Below are 18,750 nucleotides of genomic sequence, written 5' to 3' on the forward strand. Positions count from 1 at the left end.
TTCGGACGTATATACGCTAGGGGAGATCGATCAGTTTCACGTGAACGGACGAAATATTATCGAAACAAGTTTTATTTCGGGCAAGATATTGAAATTTTGCAGAAGTTTTCGACCAGTTCTTTTCTACAAAAATTCCATTTTCGTCTGGCTCATGTGTCATGTAGCGCCTTCGCAGCCATAGATTGCGATGTGACATGCCTCGACACGGTGGCAGTGCGCGCATAGGACACAGGCGCGCAATAATCGCGACAGGAAAGGCCCGCTCATGATGTCATCGTTTGTTCCTGGCTTCCTGCTAAGTCTTTCCCTTATCGTTGCGATCGGGGCGCAAAATGCATTTGTGCTGCGGCAGGGATTGCGGCGCGAGCATGTATTCTGGGTTTGCCTGACCTGTGGTGTGTCCGATGCGTTGCTGATTACTGCGGGTGTGGCAGGGTTCGGCGCGCTGGCGCACAACGTGCCGTGGTTCGAAACAGTCATGCGGTACGGCGGCGCAGCGTTTCTGATCGTTTATGGGTGGCGCAACGCGCTCAGTGCATGGCGGGGTGGGGAAGCGTTGATCACCGAAGGCCGCGCGCCCACGTCGCTGGGGCGGACATTGCTGACGCTGCTGGCGCTCACATGGCTCAACCCGCATGTCTATCTTGATACGCTTGTTCTGCTCGGTTCGATCTCGGCGCAATATGACGACCGGCTGGCATTTGGCAGCGGCGCAGTGTTGGCAAGCATCGTTTTCTTCTTTGCGTTGGGGTATGGCGCGCGCCTGTTGCAGCCTGTTTTTGCAAAACCGGTCAGCTGGCGGGTGCTGGATGCGTTGATCGCGCTGACCATGTGGGTCATTGCGGCGACGTTGTTGATGCACTAACCCCGCACCTACCCAACAGGATTGCGACCGGACCCTATGCTGCTGCAAAAAAAACAAAGCCCGTTGATGGGCATCTTCTGGATGGCTGTGACAGGCTTTTGCTTTATTATGGTAACCGCGCTGGTCAAAACCATGGGACCACGCCTGCCCGCAGGGGAGGCGGCATTTTTGCGCTATGCAATGGGGTTTGTGTTTTTGATTCCTGCGTTGCTGTCACTGCGCACAGCGCACCTGACACGACGACAGTGGGTGCTGTTTTCGGTGCGCGGGTTTTTCCACGCGGGTGGGGTAATATTATGGTTTTACGCCATGGTTCGTATTCCCATCGCCGAAGTGACCGCGATGAATTACCTCGCGCCGATCTATGTGACCGTTGGCGCTGCCATTTTTCTGGGCGAGCGTCTGGCGGCGCGGCGTATTATCGCGGTGATTATTGGTCTCGTCGGCGCGGCGATAATCCTGCGCCCCGGATTTCGCGAAGTCAGCAGCGGCCATATCGCAATGCTGATCGCAGCTGTCGTCTTTGCTGGCAGCTATCTGGTGGCCAAGGTGATGGCCGACGAAGTGAAACCGGGCATCGTTGTGGCGCTGCTGGCGGTTTTCGTGACCATCGGCTTGGCGCCCTTTGCCGCTGCGGATTGGATCACACCGACAGGGCAAGAGCTCAAGTATCTGGCGGGGGTGGCATTTTTTGCAACCGCAGGTCACTACACCATGACGCTGGCCTTTGCCGCCGCACCTGTGACAGTGACCCAGCCGGTCACTTTTTTACAACTGATCTGGGCCGCGCTTCTGGGCGCATTGTGGTTTATGGAGCCGGTTGACATTTGGGTGGTGCTGGGCGGCTTTGTGATCCTTGGATCGGTGTTTTTCATAACGTGGCGTGAGGCCATGCTAAACCGCCGCGTGACACCGGATGCCCCTGCCACAAAGGGTTGATTTTTTCTTGATTGACCGATCAATCTAAAACCTGCACGTTGCGCGGCATGTTCAGAACGGTCCGATTCTAATGCCAAAGCTGGGGATGGAGCCTGTGCGCCGTGCCGCACTGGTGAAAGCAACGATTCAAGAAATCGGGCGCGCGCAGTCGTTGGATGTGACCGTCGGGCAGATCGCCAAAGCGGCGGGCATGTCCACGGCGCTGGCACATCACTACTTTGGCGGCAAACAGCAGATTTTTCTTGCAGCGATGCGCCATATTCTTACGGAATACTCTGTCGAAGTGCGCCGATGCCTTGCCCCGACCACCACCGCGCGCCAGCGCGCCGAGGCGATCATCACGGCCAGTTTTGATGAAACCTGTTTTGCGCCTGCCACTGTGGCCGCATGGATGACACTTTATGCAGGCGCGCCCGCACAGCCACAGATGAACCGGCTGGTGACGCTGTACCAGTCGCGCCTGCGTTCAAACCTGACCCATGCATTACGCCCGTTGACAAACACCCCGCAGAGGCATGCAGATATGCTGGCCGCCCTGATTGACGGCCTTTATCTGCGCGCAGCCTTGTCCGCCGACACGACCGGCGAAAACGCCAGACAAACCGCGCTGCGTGCCCTGAATATGTTTGTAAAGGACTAGACAATGAGCCAGCCCAATATCCTGATTCTGATGGTTGACCAGTTGAACGGCACGCTCTTTCCCGACGGGCCCGCCGACTGGCTGCATGCGCCCAATCTGAAAAAGCTTGCGGCACGCTCGACCCGCTTCAAAAACGCCTATACCGCATCGCCTTTGTGCGCGCCGGGACGGGCGGCGTTTATGTCGGGTCAGCTACCCAGTGCTACAGGCGTATATGACAATGCGGCTGAATTTGCGTCCTCCATTCCCACCTACGCGCACCATCTGCGCCGTGCGGGGTACTACACCTGCTTGTCGGGTAAGATGCATTTCGTAGGCCCGGACCAGTTGCACGGGTTTGAGGATCGCCTGACCACAGACATCTATCCTGCCGACTTTGGCTGGACGCCGGATTACCGCAAGCCGGGGGAGCGGATTGACTGGTGGTATCATAACATGGGCAGTGTCACGGGGGCCGGTGTGGCCGAGATCACCAACCAGATGGAATACGATGATGCTGTCGCCTACGAGACAACACGCAAGATTTACGAGCTGTCGCGCGGTCTGGACAAACGCCCGTGGTGTGTGACCGCCAGTTTTACTCACCCGCACGATCCCTACGTGGCGCGTAAGAAATACTGGGACCTCTACGCTGACTGCGAGCACCTGCTGCCCGAAATTCCGGCGATGGACTATGCCGATCACGACCCGCATTCCCAGCGCATTTTCGACGCCAACAACTGGCGTGAATTCGACATCACCGAAGACGACATCAAACGCTCGCGCCGCGCGTATTTCGCCAACATCAGCTATCTGGACGACAAGATAGGTGAAATCCTGCAAACGCTGGAGGATACGCGCCAAGAGGCGATCATCCTGTTCGTATCCGATCACGGTGACATGCTGGGCGAGCGCGGATTGTGGTTCAAGATGAGCTTTTTTGAAGGCTCGTCGCGGGTGCCGATGATGATTTGTGCGCCGCAGATGGCGGCAGGGCTGCACACAACGCCTGTCAGCAACATCGACGTCTGCCCGACGCTCTGTGATCTGGCAGGCGTCAGCATGGATGAAGTTTCGGAATGGACTACCGGCCAGTCACTGGTGCCGATGGGGCAGGGGGTAGAACGCAGCGAACCCGTGGCGATGGAATACGCCGCCGAGGGATCCTATGCGCCGATGGTGTCGCTGCGGTATGGAAAATGGAAATACAACCGCTGCGCGCTGGACCCTGATCAACTGTTCGATCTGGAATCCGATCCGCACGAACTGACTAACCTCGCAGAGGTGGCGGAGCACGCGGGCACCTTGGCGCAGCTCAGTGCCAAGGCAGACGCGCGTTGGGATCTGGAGGCCTATGATGCGGATGTGCGTAAATCACAGGCGCGTCGCTGGATTGTCTATGAGGCGTTGCGCAGCGGCGGCTATTACCCGTGGGATTACCAGCCGCTGCGCATGGCATCCGAGGCGTATATGCGCAATCACATGGATCTGAACGTTCTCGAAGAAAACAAACGCTTCCCGCGCGGGGAGTGATAAATACCGGTGGTTTCGTAGGGTGCGAGGGCCGCTGTTAAAATAAAGCACCCGAAAAACAACGATAGGGATAATCATGTTAACCACAATCATTTCCTTTGGAGTGATCCTTGCTTTTGCGCTGGTGGCCTTCTGTACAATCAGATGGTGGAACCTGACGCTCACAGGCGTCACGCCGATGCCGCTTTATGTGTTCATCGCCATTCTGTTTACCTCTGGCCTTGATGTGGGACTGATCATGTTCCCGCTGGCTTTCGACTTCCCGCTATATGCCGATACGGTGGCCGAGCCTGCTTACGGCGTCACGAACCCGCTTGCGCTTGAATTCGGGTTCTGGGGCTTTCTGATCTGGGCGTTTTACTTCCTCACGACATTCTATTTCTGCGCAATCGAGCCGCGGGTGAAGTTTTTCGAAATTCCGGCAGTCAAGATTTTGAACAACGTCGTGATCATTGCGACCTGCGCTTTCACCGGCGCGCTGTTCATCAACTATATGCCCTATTATATCATTGAGGTCGGAGATGGCGAAACCATCCTGCCAGTGTTCTATCTGATATGTTTCCTTGTCATCCTGATCGCTTCATTCAGTTCGACCGATCTTAAATTCGTGCGGGTTCTGTCGGTCAGTTCGACAGGGCTGTTTTTGTGTCTGATCGGATATATGTGGTATAATGCAGGCATGTCGCTCGGCGACTTTACCCGCACCGCCAGCAACATCGGCGGCTATTTCGGTAATATCGAAGAATTCATCACACCGATGACGGCCTATCACGAATTCTACCTGTTCTGGTGGTTTGCGTGGTCCATTATGATCGGCCAGTTTGTCGCGCGCTTTGTGGGCGGATTGAAGACATGGCAACTACTTGCCGCGCTGTTAATCTTTCCCTCCATCCCGCTCGGCATGTGGTTTTCGGTGCTGTATTTCTACTTCCTCAACGATATCGGAACAGACGGGCTGCCGAACTGGGCGATGACGATTGTCGGCATCGTGTTTGTGATCAATTCCTTCGACAGCCTGATCCGCCTTTATACCGATAACCTGAACCTGACGACCGAGCGTTTCGGCACCGTATCATATGTGTTTGCCAATGCGATTGGCCTGTTTGTACTGTCGTTGCTGTTCACGTGGGATTTCTTGAAAATCGAATGGATCGGCACGGTGGTGATCGGGATCTACCTTCTGGCGCTGAACTATTTGTTCTTCTTGAAACGCAAGCAGCTTACAAAGCTTACAGGTGATGCGCGCCCGATTGCTGAATAAACTTTTGTGCGGTTCCGATGTGGTGCCGCACAGAACCAACCAACCTGCGCCGCCTGCTGTTTCGGGCGGTGCAACATCGCGAAAGTGAAAGACCATGCAGACCCAACCCACCGCCAGCCATTTCATTAATGGTGAATACGTCGAAGATACCAACGGCGCCCCGATCGAGGTGATCTATCCGGCAACGGGAGAGGTGATCGCCACGGTTCATGCCGCCACGCCGGATATTATCGAGCGCGCGATTACTGCGGCGAAAAATGCACAAGCAGCATGGGCCGCGATGACAGGAACCGAGCGTGGCCGCATCCTGCGCCGCGCGGCCGACACCATGCGCGAGCGCAATCACGATCTGAGCGTGTTGGAAACCTATGACACGGGAAAACCGTATCAGGAAACATCCGTAGCCGATGCAACTTCGGGCGCTGACGCACTTGAGTATTTCGGCGGCATGGCAGCGACCCTGACGGGTGAACATATCCAGCTGGGAGAAGACTGGGTCTATACCCGCCGCGAGGCACTGGGTGTCTGCGTGGGGATTGGGGCGTGGAACTATCCAACCCAGATTGCCTGCTGGAAAGGCGCACCCGCGCTGGCCTGTGGCAATTCGGTAATCTTCAAGCCATCCGAAACAACGCCGCTCTGCGCGCTGAAGGTCGCCGAAATTTTGCACGAGGCGGGGCTGCCTGCCGGTCTGTACAATGTTGTTCAGGGTCTTGGCGATGTGGGGGCGGCGCTGGTCACCGACAGCCGCGTGGATAAGGTGTCATTGACGGGATCTGTGCCTACGGGGCGCAAAGTATATGCCGCGGCGGCCGCAGGCATGAAGCACGTCACGATGGAGTTGGGCGGCAAATCTCCACTGATCGTATTTGAAGATGCGGATATCGAAAATGCGGTGTCGGGGGCGATACTGGGCAACTTCTACAGCTCGGGGCAGGTGTGCTCCAACGGGACGCGGGTGTTTGTGCATAAAGACATCAAAGAGGCGTTTCTGGCCCGTTTGGCCGAACGTCTGGCGACCGCCAAAATCGGAGATCCGATGGACCCCGAGACAAGTTTTGGCCCGATGGTGTCGCACCAGCAGATGAAGATTGCGCTGGATTACATCGCCAAGGGCCGCGAAGAGGGCGCGCGGATTGTCTATGGCGGCGAAGCGATTGAAGGTGACGGGTTCTACATGCAGCCGTGTGTGTTTGCCGACGTGACCGACGATATGACCATCGCCAAGGAAGAGATTTTCGGCCCCGTTATGGCGGTACTGGATTTCGAGGAAGAGGCGGATGTTCTGGCCCGCGCCAATGATACCGAATTCGGTCTGGCCGCAGGGGTATTCACCCGCGATTTGACGCGCGCGCATCGTGTGGCCGCCGCGTTTGAGGCCGGCACCTGTTACATCAACACGTATAACGATGCGCCTGTCGAAGCGCCTTTTGGCGGGGTGAAAGCATCAGGTGTGGGGCGTGAAAACTCAAAGGCGGCAATCGAACATTATAGTCAGGTGAAATCCGTCTATGTCCGCATGGGCGATATGGAGGCACCATTCTGATGGTGAACATGCCGCAATCCCCGCAACCACGGATGTCTCGGGTCGACTTGGTAAAATGGATCGCAACGGCGGTGCAGCTTGTGGGCTATGGCCTTACGGGGTTGGGTTGGCAGCCGTGGAACGTATTCGCCTTTTTCATTGGCATCGCACTGTGGTTCGCAGTCGGTGTCATGTGGAAAGACCGTGCAATAATGGTGGTGCATGTGGGGGCGTTCGTTTCCCTGCTCGCCGGATATCTGAGTGCAAACTGATGGACGCTGATTTTGTAATTGTGGGTGCTGGCAGCGCCGGTTGTGCGATGGCCTACCGTCTGGGGGAAGCCGGCGCATCTGTGCTGGTGATCGAGCATGGGGGCAGCGACGTAGGTCCGTTTATCCAGATGCCTGCCGCGCTGAGTTATCCGATGAACATGAAGCGTTATGACTGGGGGTATCTGAGCGAGCCCGAGCCGCATTTGGGTGGACGCAAGCTGGTGTGTCCGCGTGGCAAGGTGGTTGGCGGATCGTCGTCGATTAACGGGATGGTCTATGTGCGCGGCCATGCGTTGGACTATGATCACTGGCGCGATGAGGGCGCGGACGGATGGAGCTATGCCGATGTGCTGCCGTATTTCCGCCGGATGGAAACATGGCATGACAATGGTCACGGTGGCGACGCGTATTGGCGCGGTAAGAACGGTCCGCTGCACGTGAGCCGTGGACCGCGCGAGAACCCGTTATTCGAGGCGTTTGTCGCTGCCGGAAAGCAGGCCGGATACGAGGCCACCGATGACTATAACGGCGAGAAACAAGAAGGCTTCGGCCCGATGGAGCAGACCGTGTATAACGGGCGCCGCTGGTCGGCGGCCAATGCCTATCTGCGCCCCGCGCTGAGACGCGACAACGTCACGTTGACCCGTGCCTTGGCGCAGCGTGTGGTGTTCGAGGAGGGGCGCGCCGTTGGTGTCGAGGTGAAGCGCGGCAGCAAAACCGAAACAATCCGCGCGCGCCGGGAAGTGATCCTTGCAGCATCCTCCATCAACTCCCCCAAGATTTTGATGCTGTCCGGCATCGGCCCCGCGGCACATCTGGCAGAGCATGGCATAGACGTGATTGCGGACCGGCCCGGGGTGGGTGGCAATTTGCAGGACCATTTGGAAGTCTACATGCAAATGGCTGCCAGCCAGCCAATCACGCTCTATCGCTACTGGAACCTCGTTTCCAAAGCCGCGATCGGCGCACAGTGGCTGTTTTCCAAAAGAGGTATGGGCGCGTCAAACCAGTTTGAAAGCGCAGCCTTCATCCGGTCGCGCGCGGGTATCCCTTACCCCGATATCCAGTACCATTTCCTGCCGATTGCGGTTCGTTATGACGGACAGGCAGCGGCGGAGGGCCACGGGTTTCAGGCGCATGTCGGGCCGATGCGGTCTAAGTCGCGCGGCCGGGTATCGCTAGCCTCTGCCAATCCGGCGGATGATCCGAAGATTTTGTTTAACTATATGTCCCATCCCGATGATTGGGAGGAGTGGCGCCGCTGCGTACGGCTGACCCGTGAGATATTTGCACAGGATGCGTTCAAGCCATACGTGAAACATGAAATCCAGCCCGGTGCCGATGTGCAATCAGATGCCGAGATTGATGCCTTTGTGCGCGAACATGCCGAAAGCGCCTATCATCCCTGTGGCACCTGCAAGATGGGCCGCGCGGATGACAAGGATGCGGTGGTAGACAGCCATGGCCGCGTGATCGGGGTGGAAGGTTTGCGCGTTGTGGACAGCTCTGTATTTCCGCGCATTACAAACGGCAATCTGAACGCGCCGTCGATCATGGTGGGGGAAAAGATGGCTGATCACGTGCTGGGCAAAGCGCCGCTGGCACCTAGTAACGATGTGCCGTGGATTCATCCCGAATGGGAAACGAAACAACGGTAACTGTCGCAGAAAAGCAAAACCCGCTGATTTCGTTAACCATTTGTTAACTTTTTGTTAACCTTTTGCCTCGTTTGCGATAGCATACGGGGATGAACACTCTGCATACGCGGCTGTAATGGCTGATTCATTTTCATACTTTTCGCTTCGCTGGCGCCTTGTGGTGCTGGCGGTGTTTGCCTGTGCCGCGGTCTGGCTGTCGGGCGGTGTGCTGCGCGCCAACATGAGCGAGGGGGGATTGTCTGGTCCGATCCGTGTCATTGATGGTGATACTTTCGAGGTTGCCGGCACCACCATCAGGTTGCATGCAATCGATGCGGTGGAAAACGACCAGATGTGCCGCACGCAACAGGGTAAGGACTGGGCCTGCGGGGGCTGGGTGACCAAGGTGGTCAAGGACCGCTACAGCGGCGCGATTGCGCGCTGTGAGGCGGTTGATATTGATCGTTACGGACGCACGGTGGCGCGCTGTAGTGCGCTGGGCGAGGATGTCGGCGCGTGGCTGGTGCGTGAAGGTATGGCATTTGCCTATGTAGAATATGGTGACGACTACGTTGCGATCGAGCGGTCCGCAGCAGCAGTTAATCGGGGTTTGCACGCCGTACGTGTTCAAACCCCGTCCGAGCACCGCAAATCCCGCGTAAAACGCATTTCCCAGCGCCCCCCATCCGATGGGAAATGCGTGATAAAGGGCAACATCAGCGCGGATGGAGAACGGATTTATCACCAGCCGGGACAGCGGTTTTACGCGCGCACACGAATCAATATCGCCAAGGGCGAGCGGTGGTTTTGCTCTGCCGGTGCGGCGCAGGCGGCAGGCTGGCGGCCCGCGCAGCGTTAGTCCACGCGGTAAGGCAAAACATCACGGCGGTCGGGATCAACGACAAGGTTACGCTCAAGCGGCGGCACAGCGCGTTGGTGACAGTTCTTGCGCGCGCATATCCGACAGGAAATTCCGATAGGTTCAAACGCGCTGTCGCGGCCAAGGTCCAGACCGTCGGCATATACCAGTTGCGAGGCGTGCCGCACCTCACACCCCAATGCGATGGCAAAGCGGCGGGTCGGCGCACCGAACCGGCCACCGGATTTGGATATATCACGCGCAATCGAAATATAGCGCACCCCGTCCGGCGTTTCGGCCAGCTGGCGCAAAAAGCGGGCAGGTGTTTCAAACGCGCGATGCACGTTCCATAGCGGGCAGGCCCCGCCAAAGCGCGCAAATTGCAGCCGCGTAGCCGAGTGGCGCTTGGTGATCGTACCTGCCTGATCCACCCGAACAAAGAAAAACGGCAGACCCTTTGCGCCGGGGCGTTGAAGGGTGGACAGCCGATGGGCCACCTGTTCGATAGATGCGCCGAAGTAGCGCGCCAAAACTTCCAGATCGTGGCGGCATTCCTGCGCGTGGGTCTGGAACAGACGGTAGGGTAACAGGGCAGCCCCCGCGAAATAATTCGCCAGACCGATTTTGGCGATATCGCGTGCCGCATCCGAATGAAATCGCGCCAGATCAAGCGTGGCGTCCAGCAGTTCATTGTGCTGGCGCAGGGCCACTTGCAGCAGCAACTGGAATGTCTGGGTTTCGGGCTGCGCGCGCGACGAGATGTGAAGCACTCTGCCATCCGGCTCGAGCAGGCGAAGGGAATCCATATCGCTGAACACAACGCTGACGCCGGACACAGCCAACGCATCTATCGCAAGACTTCGCATCTGCGCTGGTTCGCTGGCTTGTGATGCAAACCGTTCTGCGGCGCGGTCGACGGCATCTATATAATTGTCACAGTAATGGAAGAAATCGCGCACTTCTTCCCACGGGCTAGGCGTGGCGCGGGAATCTTCGCGGCCTAGTGCCTCATCCAGCGAGGCGAGGCGTTCCTGGGCCTGACGGTATCCCTGATGCAGCGCGATAAAGGCGCGCGCCAGCCCCGGCGCATTGGAAGCGGCAAGGCGCACATCTGCCAGCGGCGGGGATTCGCCCGTAAACAGCGGGTCCGCCAGCACTTCCTGCATATCACTTGCCAGCCGCTCGCTATCACCCGAGCTGAGTTCGGTAACGTCCATGCCGAATTCGGACGCCAGCGCCAGCACAACCGTGGTCGACACCGGACGGTTGTTGTTTTCCATCTGGTTGAGATACGGCAGAGAAACACCAAGGCGCGCGGCAAAATCCTTTTGCGTGTGCCCGATACGCAGGCGCTGTTCGCGCAGCTTTGCCCCCGCATATAGTTTCTGAGTAGCCATAGGAGCACGTCCTTTGCAAAGTGTTCGTGTGGGAACAGTTAACTTTGCAAAGCAATTCTCACAAGGGAGATTGCGGCGTGATACCAATCGTGCGTTCGCGACGCATTACGGCAAGGATCGCGAACAGACCCAAAATTGCAGTAATCAGCATCATCCATAACAGCGGATAAGCACCGGTTTCGGGGGTTAGCAATACACCAACCCATGCACTAAGGCCCGCGCCGCCGCCGATCATTATCGCACCACCAAGGCCCGATGCCGTTCCCGCAAGATGCGGGCGTACCGACAGCATGCCTGCGGTTGCGTTGGGGATCACCATTCCATTGCCGAGCCCCACCAATGTCATCATCCCAAAGAAGCTGAAAGGAGAGCCGTGCCCTGTAAGAAAAATCAATAACGAAATCGCGCTTCCCGCAGCATTGGCAACGCAGCCCCACAATACCATCTGGTTCACGCCATAGCGCGTTGTAAAGCGCCCAGTGATGAAATTACCTGCGAAATAGCCGATTGCAGGTGCGCCGAAGAAAAACCCGAGCGTCGCTGGCGACATGCCAAACACAACCTGTCCGACGAAGGGTGCACCGCCTAAATAGGCAAAGAATGCGCCCGAACTGAACCCGGAGGCGAGTGCATACCCCCAAAACCGAGGGCTACGCAGCAATTCGGGGTATTCGCCGAATTGTGCAGTCAGTGATTTATTTGAGGGAATTGCCGTTTCGCCCATGTCGTACCATGCTAACAACCATGTGCCGGCCCCCATCAGCAGAAGCGCCCAGAATACGGATTTCCAGCCAAGCAGTTCGTCCAGAATACCACCGACTGCAGGGCTGATCATCGGCACCACGGCCATGCCCATGCTTACATACCCGATCATCGACGCCGCCCGATCCTGACTGTACATATCGCGCACCGCAGCACGGCTAAGCACCATAGAGGTTGCAATCGCTGCCTGCATCATGCGGAACGTCAAAAACACTTCGATCGTGGGGGCAAAGATGCAACCGGCTGTCGCCAGCATAAAAATACCAATACCCCAGAGGGTTACGGGACGGCGGCCGAATCTATCCGAAATCGGCCCGATAAAGGTCTGTAGCAGTCCGGAAAACGCGAGGTAAACTGCAACCGAAAGCTGCATCACTGCGTAATCGGTCTCGAAATGCTCTGACATGGCTGGAAGGCTGGGCAGGAACATGTTCATCACGCAAGCGGACATGCCGGCAAGCAGAATGAGGGTCACAATGTGGGGCGGGGATCTTCGGTCGCCGATTTTGACAGGGCGCAGATCTGATCGGATATCTTGCATCACCCAGAGGTAGACCGCCCGATCATGCTTGTCTAGTTAAGTATTATGGGTTGGGCCGAAGTGACGGAAGGTCACTCGAAAATTAGCTGATTTGCAATTTGCAAAGAAACTTCTGAAAACTATTTGCAAATTTGCTAAATCGACCTTTGTCTGATCTCTGCACTGGTCTACAAGGCGAGTAAGTATTCCGATGGGAGGAGCCTGCCATGAAAGATATCCTGCAACAGCTTGACGAACGCCGCGCCGATGCGCGCCTTGGCGGAGGGCAAAAGCGAATTGACGCGCAACATGCCCGCGGCAAGCTGACCGCACGCGAGCGGGTTGATCTGCTGCTTGATGAGGGATCGTTCGAAGAATTCGACATGTTCGTTACTCACCGCTGCACCGATTTCGGCATGGAAAAGCAAAAGCCCGCTGGTGACGGTGTGGTGACGGGTTGGGGCACTATCAACGGCCGCCTCGTTTACGTCTTTTCGCAGGATTTCACGGTTCTGGGCGGGTCCGTTTCCGGCGCCCATGCCAACAAAATCTGCAAGATCATGGATATGGCAGTGCAGAACGGCGCGCCGGTCATCGGTATCAACGATTCCGGAGGTGCGCGTATTCAGGAAGGTGTGGACAGCCTTGCAGGCTACGCCGAGATTTTCCGCCGCAACACCGAGGCATCCGGCGTGATCCCGCAGATCAGCGTTATCATGGGGCCTTGCGCGGGCGGGGCTGTCTATTCTCCCGCCATGACCGACTTTATCTTTATGGTTAAAGATACCTCTTATATGTTTGTGACCGGCCCTGACGTGGTCAAGACTGTGACCAACGAACAGGTCACCGCAGAAGAGCTGGGCGGGGCCAGCACACACACGCGTAAATCATCTGTTGCCGATGCTGCGTTTGAAAACGATGTAGAGGCATTGGCCGAAGTGCGCCGTCTGGTGGACTACCTGCCAGCAAACAACCGCGAAAAGCCCCCCGTCCGCCCGTTCTTTGATACGCCGGACCGGGAGGAACCTTCGCTGGACACGCTCGTGCCTGCAAACGCCAACACGCCTTACGATATGAAGGAACTGATCCAGAAAGTTGCGGATGAAGGTGACTTTTACGAAATTCAGGAAGATTTCGCCAAAAACATGATCATCGGCTTCATCCGGATTGAGGGCCGCACTGTTGGTATTGTTGCCAACCAGCCGATGGTGCTGGCCGGTGTTCTGGATATTGACAGTTCCCGCAAGGCGGCGCGGTTTGTGCGTTTCTGCGACGCATTCGAAATCCCGATCCTGACGTTTGTTGACGTTCCCGGCTTCCTTCCCGGCACATCGCAGGAATATGGCGGCGTAATTAAACACGGCGCGAAGCTGCTGTTTGCCTATGGCGAGGCGACCGTGCCGCTGGTAACTGTCATCACACGCAAAGCCTACGGCGGTGCATATGATGTTATGGCGTCCAAGCATCTGGGGGCCGATTTTAACTATGCCTGGCCCACCGCCGAAATTGCCGTGATGGGGGCCAAAGGGGCGACCGAGATCATTCACCGCGCCGACCTTGGCGATCCCGAGAAAATTGCAAAGCACGCGGCGGATTACGAAACCCGCTTTGCCAACCCGTTTGTTGCAGCGGAGCGCGGATTCATCGACGAAGTGATCCAGCCGAGCCTGACGCGTAAACGCGTGGCGCGTGCCTTCGCGAGCCTGCGCAACAAGAAGACGCAAAGGCCGTGGAAAAAGCACGACAACATTCCGCTCTAGAGGAACGGCCATGCTGGATGTGATCCTTTTGAGGTGTTTGGCGCACCGGCATCTACACGATGCCGGAACCGCTACCTTGTGCGCATCGTTGACCCCGAAAGGAGAATGCGATGACCAAGGACCACGGCAATTCTATCAAGGACGACGAAACCTACGAGGCGCTGCGCGAGGACGGCGCGTCGAAGGAGAAGGCCGCGCGGATTGCAAACGCACAGGCCAGCGACAGCCAGTCGCCTTCAGAAAAGGGTGGGGCCGCATCACCCTACGAAGACTGGACCAAGGACGCATTGTACGAAAGGGCGCAGGAGCTGGAAATCAGCGGGCGCTCGGATATGAACAAGGCGGAATTGATCAAAGCCTTGCGCAACAGCTGACAGCGGGGGGCGCGGCATGATCCGCCCCATCGTTATGCGCTGGTGTTTCGCTGCGGCGGTCCTGTGCTTTCCAGTGCTGGCCGGTGCAGCAGAGGTGCCGTCGGGCCAAAAGATTGTTTTGCACGAGGTCCTGATTGATGACCAAGACACGGTAACCTATCTGCGTTTCCGTTTTCTGGCGCCGCAGATAGCAGCGGGCGACGGGCAGGTAACCTACGACGTTGCAGGGCAGGATATGATGCACCTGTGCGAGAATCTCGCCCTGCCATACGTTGCCGAATACGCGCTGAACGGGGACAGGATTGTGATTTCATTCATGGACCGGATCACCGAATTCGGCCAGCCCGATCCCGATGCAACCCAGTATTTTGAATCTTTTCGCCCTGAAAACGGGGTCTGCATATGGGACGATTTTTGATGCTTGCACAATATCTTGCGGCGCGACCCTCATGCGATCCTGCTATTGCGACTTTGGAGTCACAGAATTTGTCCACAGATTTATCCACATATCTACATGCTGCGCAGTTGGATAAGATGGCCACGGGCCGCATGTCTGTGCGGCTTGCATCCAATGCGGGCTATAATGCCGGCTACACAGGCCGGACCCGTACAACAAGTGACAGGAGATACAGATGTCGAAGAACATCAAGCTTTTGGGAATGCTCGGCCTTATGGTCGTCGTTGCCGCCTGTGCGCGCGAGCAGCAGGTCGAAGAATTTGTCGTGGTTGATCCAGAGCCGATCAGCCAAGAACCCGTCTTCACGGGCAAGTACAAATAACTTACTGACAGGACGGGCGGCAGCGCCCGTCCTGACCGCACCTCCCATCGCGGAGGGCGTGGCATGGCACTAGCATACATGCTGAAGCACCGCGGCTTTCCCGGCCGTCTGGCGGGAACGGATTTCCAGTTCACATTGCGCCGTGCAAACCCGAAAGGGGCAACCGAAATCACCCGCCGCGAGCGGCGCCCCGACCGGCGCGCACCAGACCGGCGGGCTGATGAAGCATTTTTTAAAGCGTTGTGGGAAAATTTCGGCGATCAGCCGTTCGAGCGGGGCAATCTGGATGCGGGGCGCCTGTCTTGGCTATTCGGACGCGAAGTCATTCCCGCGACCGATCCCTTTGATCCTGCGCATTACGAAGCAATGCTGGTGATTGATGTAAACGCTGCGCGCCAGTCATTTCCCCACATCATAGAGGCGTGACCGGCATGATTTCGCCCACCCATCCTGTATTCAAGCAGACCTTGGCCGAGAACCTTCTCCCCTTAAATGGGGACTATCGCGCGCAGCGTTTCGCACGCAGAGTCGTTCACGCGGTGCAATCGGGGTTTGCCCCCGAACGCAGCGCACTTCAGAACCACATCCCTCCCTTTGGCGGGCAGCAGGCGCACACAAAAGCTATGCTGCCCGTCCTTTTCAGATTGTATCCGGAAGGTGGGCTGGAGCGTTTCTGTTGTTCCGGCGTTTCTGCCAGAGGAAATTTAAGAAAAGGAAAAATGTCATGGGGCTTCGTAAAGTTACACTTGCATTTGCGGCACTTGCGCTCGTTACTGCTTGTGGCAAAAACATCGGCGAACAGGCGCTTGGCGGCGCAGCTATCGGCGCAGGCGCCGCAGCAGTCACAGGTGGCAAGCTCGCCAAAGGTGCGGCTATCGGGGCAGGGGCAAACGTTCTCGCCTGCCAAGCGAATATGGTGCGCTGTAACTGATTCAGGCACTGCAACACTCTACAATGCAAAGACCGTGCAGGCCCTGTGCCTGCGCGGTCTTGTGCGTTTCAACAACCTCTTTTTCAGTCATAAGGGCCCTGCATATGTTTAACAAAATACTGATCGCCAACCGGGGCGAGATTGCCTGCCGTGTTATCAAGACAGCGCGCAAAATGGGTATCCAGACTGTTGCGATCTATTCTGACGCCGACAAACAGGCGCTGCACGTCCAGATGGCGGACGAGGCGATCCACATCGGCCCGCCCCCTGCCAACCAGTCCTATATCGTCATCGACAAAGTGATGGAGGCGGTCAAAACCTCTGGCGCGCAGGCGGTTCATCCGGGGTATGGGTTTCTGTCCGAAAACTCCAAATTCGCCGAGGCGCTGAGCGCGGCCGGTGTGGCGTTTGTCGGCCCTCCGGTGGGGGCTATCGAAAAGATGGGGGATAAAATCACCTCCAAGAAGATCGCCAAGGAAGCAGGTGTAAACACCGTCCCTGGATATATGGGACTGATTGCGGATGCGGATGAGGCTGTAAAAATCTCTAACGAGGTCGGCTATCCGGTGATGCTCAAGGCGTCTGCCGGCGGCGGGGGCAAGGGGATGCGCATCGCGTGGAATGATGAAGAAGCGCGCGAGGGGTTCCAGTCGTCCAAAAACGAAGCGGCAAATTCCTTTGGCGATGATCGCATCTTTATTGAGAAATTTGTGACACAGCCACGCCACATCGAAATTCAGGTGCTTTGCGATGCCCACGGCAACGGGATTTACCTGAACGAGCGTGAGTGTTCGATCCAGCGCCGCAACCAGAAAGTGGTCGAGGAAGCGCCCAGCCCGTTTCTGGATGAAGCAACCCGCAAGGCGATGGGCGAGCAGTCTGTCGCGCTGGCGCAGGCGGTGGGCTATACCAGTGCCGGAACGGTTGAGTTCATTGTTGATGGCGACAAGAATTTTTACTTTCTCGAGATGAACACGCGTTTGCAGGTGGAACATCCTGTCACCGAACTGATCACCGGGGTGGATCTGGTGGAGCAGATGATCCGCGTTGCCAATGGCGAAGAATTGACGATCAAACAGGAAGACGTGCAGATCAACGGTTGGGCAATTGAAAACCGCCTTTATGCCGAAGACCCCTATCGCGGGTTCCTCCCTTCTATCGGGCGGCTGACACGTTATCGCCCGCCGGAAGAGATTGCGGCAGGTCCGTTGCTGGACAACGATAAGTGGCAGGGGGACGCGCCCGCTGGTGACACCGCAGTGCGTAATGATACAGGCGTCTATGAGGGCGGCGAAATCTCCATGTATTACGACCCGATGATAGCAAAGCTTTGTACATGGGCACCCACCCGCGCAGAAGCGATCGAGCGGATGCGTGTGGCGCTGGACAGCTTCGAAGTAGAAGGCATCGGCCACAATCTGCCGTTCCTGAGCGCGGTAATGGATCACCCGAAATTCGTCGCCGGAGAGATGACAACAGCCTTCATCGAAGAGGAATATCCAGACGGGTTCGAAGGCGTTGAACTGGGCGAAGGCGAATTGCGCCGTATCGCTGCCGCAACTGCCGCGATGCATCGCGTTGCAGAAATCCGCCGCGCGCGCGTGTCGGGCCGTATGGATAACCACGAACGCAAAGTCGGCAGCGCATGGAATGTCACCCTGCAAGGCAACAGCTTTGATGTGACAATCGACGCGGATCAGGCTGGTGCCACAGTGACATTCGATGATGGTAAGGTCATGCGCGTTTCCGGCGACTGGACGCCGGGTGATCATCTTGCCCAGATGAATGTTGCCGATGCACCGTTGATCCTGAAGGTGGGTAAAATTTCGGGCGGGTTCCGTATCCGGACACGCGGTGCCGATATGAAAGTGCATGTGCGCACGCCCCTACAGGCGGAAATGGCCCGTAAGATGCCTGTGAAAACGCCGCCGGATACTTCGAAACTGCTGCTCTGCCCGATGCCCGGTCTGATTGTAAAGCTGGACGTTGCCGTCGGCGACGAAGTGCAGGAAGGGCAGGCCCTGTGCACCATTGAGGCGATGAAGATGGAGAACATCCTGCGTGCCGAAAAGAAGGGCATCGTGAGCAAGATCAACGCGGACGCAGGCGACAGCCTCGCCGTGGATGATGTGATCATGGAGTTCGAGTGAGCTTCACACCCGACATAACGATTGCCGCGGGCGATTGCGCCCGTGGCTGTTACCCCTCGGCGGCTTCCTTGGCCTCGCGGATTTCGCGTTTGCGGATCGGCATTTTGTCGATACTGCGGGTGATTTCGCGCACGCTCCACGGGAATGGCTTGCGTTGGGTGACGTTGCCGTCTTTACCCACCAATGTCAGCATAAAGCCGCGCGGCCGCATTTGCAGCCGTATGGCACTGCGCGCATCCGGATCGGTATCGACAATCACGACAACGTCCCGTTCGGTCAGATCATCCGCACGCCGCACCAGAAATTCCATCTGCGAGACAAAGGCGGGATCTTCTGTACTGTCTGCAAACACAATGACGGGGCGCTTTTTCCACTTAAATTCAGCTAAATCAGTTGTACGTGCGTCGTACACCACCAATGGCAGGTCCGGCGAGAACAATGTCTGTGCCTGCGCAGTGCTGGCAAAAACTGCAATGATAACAGCACCTAGCAACGGTTTCATAAGTTCTCCCTCTTTACCCTATATAAGCGTTGTTTCGGCAATTGCGAAGGCACATACGGTCATTT

19 protein-coding genes are annotated in these 18,750 nt (G+C 57.1%); 16 read left to right on the forward strand and 3 right to left on the reverse strand.

Translation table 11 applies throughout. From position 1 onward, the window contains the following. Positions 1 to 265 precede the first annotated feature (265 nt). The 9 genes from OS189_RS00425 to OS189_RS00465 all read left to right on the forward strand — a co-directional run bounded on the left by OS189_RS00425 (position 266) and on the right by OS189_RS00465 (position 9,510). On the forward strand, positions 266 to 865 hold the full coding sequence (locus tag OS189_RS00425) for a LysE/ArgO family amino acid transporter (protein ID WP_416237431.1): 600 nt from the start codon (positions 266 to 268) through the stop codon (positions 863 to 865). Positions 866 to 901: 36 nt separating this feature from the next. Beyond that, on the forward strand, positions 902 to 1,804 hold the full coding sequence (locus OS189_RS00430; RefSeq protein WP_267165312.1) for a DMT family transporter: 903 nt from the start codon (positions 902 to 904) through the stop codon (positions 1,802 to 1,804). Positions 1,805 to 1,874: 70 nt separating this feature from the next. After that, on the forward strand, positions 1,875 to 2,444 hold the full coding sequence (betI, locus tag OS189_RS00435; RefSeq protein ID WP_267165313.1) for a choline-binding transcriptional repressor BetI: 570 nt from the start codon (positions 1,875 to 1,877) through the stop codon (positions 2,442 to 2,444). A 3-nt stretch (positions 2,445 to 2,447) separates the two neighbouring features. Continuing rightward, the gene (gene betC, locus OS189_RS00440) at positions 2,448 to 3,956 is read left to right on the forward strand and encodes a choline-sulfatase (RefSeq protein ID WP_267165314.1); all 1,509 of its coding nucleotides are present in this window, start codon (positions 2,448 to 2,450) and stop codon (positions 3,954 to 3,956) included. Positions 3,957 to 4,032: 76 nt separating this feature from the next. Continuing rightward, complete coding sequence (locus OS189_RS00445) at positions 4,033 to 5,217, forward strand: BCCT family transporter (RefSeq protein ID WP_267165315.1); 1,185 nt, start codon at positions 4,033 to 4,035, stop codon at positions 5,215 to 5,217. 94 nt (positions 5,218 to 5,311) lie between these two features. Continuing rightward, positions 5,312 to 6,763, forward strand: a complete 1,452-nt coding sequence (betB, locus tag OS189_RS00450) for a betaine-aldehyde dehydrogenase (RefSeq protein WP_267165316.1) — start codon at positions 5,312 to 5,314, stop codon at positions 6,761 to 6,763. Positions 6,764 to 6,795: 32 nt separating this feature from the next. Continuing rightward, on the forward strand, positions 6,796 to 7,014 hold the full coding sequence (locus OS189_RS00455) for a DUF6552 family protein (protein ID WP_267165317.1): 219 nt from the start codon (positions 6,796 to 6,798) through the stop codon (positions 7,012 to 7,014). Then, positions 7,014 to 8,672, forward strand: coding sequence for a choline dehydrogenase (gene betA, locus OS189_RS00460; protein ID WP_267165318.1), 1,659 nt, complete (start codon positions 7,014 to 7,016; stop codon positions 8,670 to 8,672). Before OS189_RS00455 ends, betA begins: the two co-directional genes overlap by 1 nt. A 115-nt stretch (positions 8,673 to 8,787) precedes the next feature. After that, complete coding sequence (locus tag OS189_RS00465; protein ID WP_267165319.1) at positions 8,788 to 9,510, forward strand: thermonuclease family protein; 723 nt, start codon at positions 8,788 to 8,790, stop codon at positions 9,508 to 9,510. Here the strand turns inward: OS189_RS00465 and OS189_RS00470 are convergent. Further along, positions 9,507 to 10,907 carry a helix-turn-helix domain-containing protein gene (locus tag OS189_RS00470; protein WP_267165320.1) on the reverse strand — a complete coding sequence of 467 codons (1,401 nt, stop codon included), beginning with the start codon at positions 10,905 to 10,907 and terminating at the stop codon, positions 9,507 to 9,509. The genes OS189_RS00465 and OS189_RS00470 overlap by 4 nt on opposite strands. 58 nt (positions 10,908 to 10,965) lie before the next feature. Beyond that, positions 10,966 to 12,210 (reverse strand): multidrug effflux MFS transporter, encoded by a 1,245-nt coding sequence (locus OS189_RS00475; protein ID WP_267165321.1) that lies wholly within the window; start codon positions 12,208 to 12,210, stop codon positions 10,966 to 10,968. Between the two features lie 206 nt (positions 12,211 to 12,416). On the opposite strand from OS189_RS00475, the gene OS189_RS00480 reads away from it, so the two are divergent. The 7 genes from OS189_RS00480 to OS189_RS00510 all read left to right on the forward strand — a co-directional run bounded on the left by OS189_RS00480 (position 12,417) and on the right by OS189_RS00510 (position 18,183). Beyond that, a complete protein-coding gene (locus OS189_RS00480) occupies positions 12,417 to 13,949 on the forward strand; it encodes an acyl-CoA carboxylase subunit beta (RefSeq protein ID WP_267165322.1) in 1,533 nt (510 codons plus the stop codon). A gap of 110 nt (positions 13,950 to 14,059) precedes the next feature. After that, the gene (locus OS189_RS00485) at positions 14,060 to 14,323 is read left to right on the forward strand and encodes a DUF7218 family protein (RefSeq protein ID WP_267165323.1); all 264 of its coding nucleotides are present in this window, start codon (positions 14,060 to 14,062) and stop codon (positions 14,321 to 14,323) included. A gap of 16 nt (positions 14,324 to 14,339) precedes the next feature. Then, on the forward strand, positions 14,340 to 14,741 hold the full coding sequence (locus OS189_RS00490) for a DUF6497 family protein (protein WP_267165324.1): 402 nt from the start codon (positions 14,340 to 14,342) through the stop codon (positions 14,739 to 14,741). A gap of 214 nt (positions 14,742 to 14,955) precedes the next feature. Next, entirely contained in the window at positions 14,956 to 15,102 is a 147-nt protein-coding gene (locus OS189_RS00495; protein WP_267165325.1) for a hypothetical protein, read from the forward strand. A gap of 78 nt (positions 15,103 to 15,180) precedes the next feature. Further along, a complete protein-coding gene (locus tag OS189_RS00500; RefSeq protein ID WP_267166032.1) occupies positions 15,181 to 15,528 on the forward strand; it encodes a hypothetical protein in 348 nt (115 codons plus the stop codon). Positions 15,529 to 15,826: 298 nt separating this feature from the next. Continuing rightward, positions 15,827 to 16,033: a hypothetical protein gene (locus OS189_RS00505; protein WP_267165326.1), complete on the forward strand. Its 207-nt coding sequence runs from the start codon at positions 15,827 to 15,829 to the stop codon at positions 16,031 to 16,033. 104 nt (positions 16,034 to 16,137) lie between these two features. Continuing rightward, positions 16,138 to 18,183 carry an acetyl-CoA carboxylase biotin carboxylase subunit gene (locus OS189_RS00510; RefSeq protein WP_267165327.1) on the forward strand — a complete coding sequence of 682 codons (2,046 nt, stop codon included), beginning with the start codon at positions 16,138 to 16,140 and terminating at the stop codon, positions 18,181 to 18,183. A 49-nt stretch (positions 18,184 to 18,232) separates the two neighbouring features. Here the strand turns inward: OS189_RS00510 and OS189_RS00515 are convergent, their stop codons facing one another. Further along, on the reverse strand, positions 18,233 to 18,685 hold the full coding sequence (locus OS189_RS00515) for a DUF4174 domain-containing protein (RefSeq protein ID WP_267165328.1): 453 nt from the start codon (positions 18,683 to 18,685) through the stop codon (positions 18,233 to 18,235). Between the last annotated feature and the right edge of the window lie 65 nt (positions 18,686 to 18,750).

Source organism: Sulfitobacter sp. F26169L (assembly GCF_026410285.1).
Taxonomy (GTDB): Bacteria; Pseudomonadota; Alphaproteobacteria; order Rhodobacterales; family Rhodobacteraceae; genus Sulfitobacter.

Bases quoted from the DNA above. Each gene is read 5' to 3' on its own strand.
- betA (WP_267165318.1), top strand. From the start codon at position 7,014: ATGGACGCTGATTTTGTAATTGTGGGTGCTGGCAGCGCCGGTTGTGCG.
- OS189_RS00510 (WP_267165327.1), top strand. From the start codon at position 16,138: ATGTTTAACAAAATACTGATCGCCAACCGGGGCGAGATTGCCTGCCGT.
- OS189_RS00490 (WP_267165324.1), top strand. From the start codon at position 14,340: ATGATCCGCCCCATCGTTATGCGCTGGTGTTTCGCTGCGGCGGTCCTG.
- OS189_RS00455 (WP_267165317.1), top strand. From the start codon at position 6,796: ATGTCTCGGGTCGACTTGGTAAAATGGATCGCAACGGCGGTGCAGCTT.
- OS189_RS00505 (WP_267165326.1), top strand. From the start codon at position 15,827: ATGGGGCTTCGTAAAGTTACACTTGCATTTGCGGCACTTGCGCTCGTT.
- betB (WP_267165316.1), top strand. From the start codon at position 5,312: ATGCAGACCCAACCCACCGCCAGCCATTTCATTAATGGTGAATACGTC.
- OS189_RS00500 (WP_267166032.1), top strand. From the start codon at position 15,181: ATGCTGAAGCACCGCGGCTTTCCCGGCCGTCTGGCGGGAACGGATTTC.
- OS189_RS00430 (WP_267165312.1), top strand. From the start codon at position 902: ATGCTGCTGCAAAAAAAACAAAGCCCGTTGATGGGCATCTTCTGGATG.
- OS189_RS00425 (WP_416237431.1), top strand. From the start codon at position 266: ATGATGTCATCGTTTGTTCCTGGCTTCCTGCTAAGTCTTTCCCTTATC.
- OS189_RS00515 (WP_267165328.1), bottom strand. From the start codon at position 18,685: ATGAAACCGTTGCTAGGTGCTGTTATCATTGCAGTTTTTGCCAGCACT.
- OS189_RS00485 (WP_267165323.1), top strand. From the start codon at position 14,060: ATGACCAAGGACCACGGCAATTCTATCAAGGACGACGAAACCTACGAG.
- betI (WP_267165313.1), top strand. From the start codon at position 1,875: ATGCCAAAGCTGGGGATGGAGCCTGTGCGCCGTGCCGCACTGGTGAAA.
- OS189_RS00475 (WP_267165321.1), bottom strand. From the start codon at position 12,210: ATGCAAGATATCCGATCAGATCTGCGCCCTGTCAAAATCGGCGACCGA.
- betC (WP_267165314.1), top strand. From the start codon at position 2,448: ATGAGCCAGCCCAATATCCTGATTCTGATGGTTGACCAGTTGAACGGC.
- OS189_RS00495 (WP_267165325.1), top strand. From the start codon at position 14,956: ATGTCGAAGAACATCAAGCTTTTGGGAATGCTCGGCCTTATGGTCGTC.
- OS189_RS00465 (WP_267165319.1), top strand. From the start codon at position 8,788: ATGGCTGATTCATTTTCATACTTTTCGCTTCGCTGGCGCCTTGTGGTG.
- OS189_RS00470 (WP_267165320.1), bottom strand. From the start codon at position 10,907: ATGGCTACTCAGAAACTATATGCGGGGGCAAAGCTGCGCGAACAGCGC.
- OS189_RS00480 (WP_267165322.1), top strand. From the start codon at position 12,417: ATGAAAGATATCCTGCAACAGCTTGACGAACGCCGCGCCGATGCGCGC.
- OS189_RS00445 (WP_267165315.1), top strand. From the start codon at position 4,033: ATGTTAACCACAATCATTTCCTTTGGAGTGATCCTTGCTTTTGCGCTG.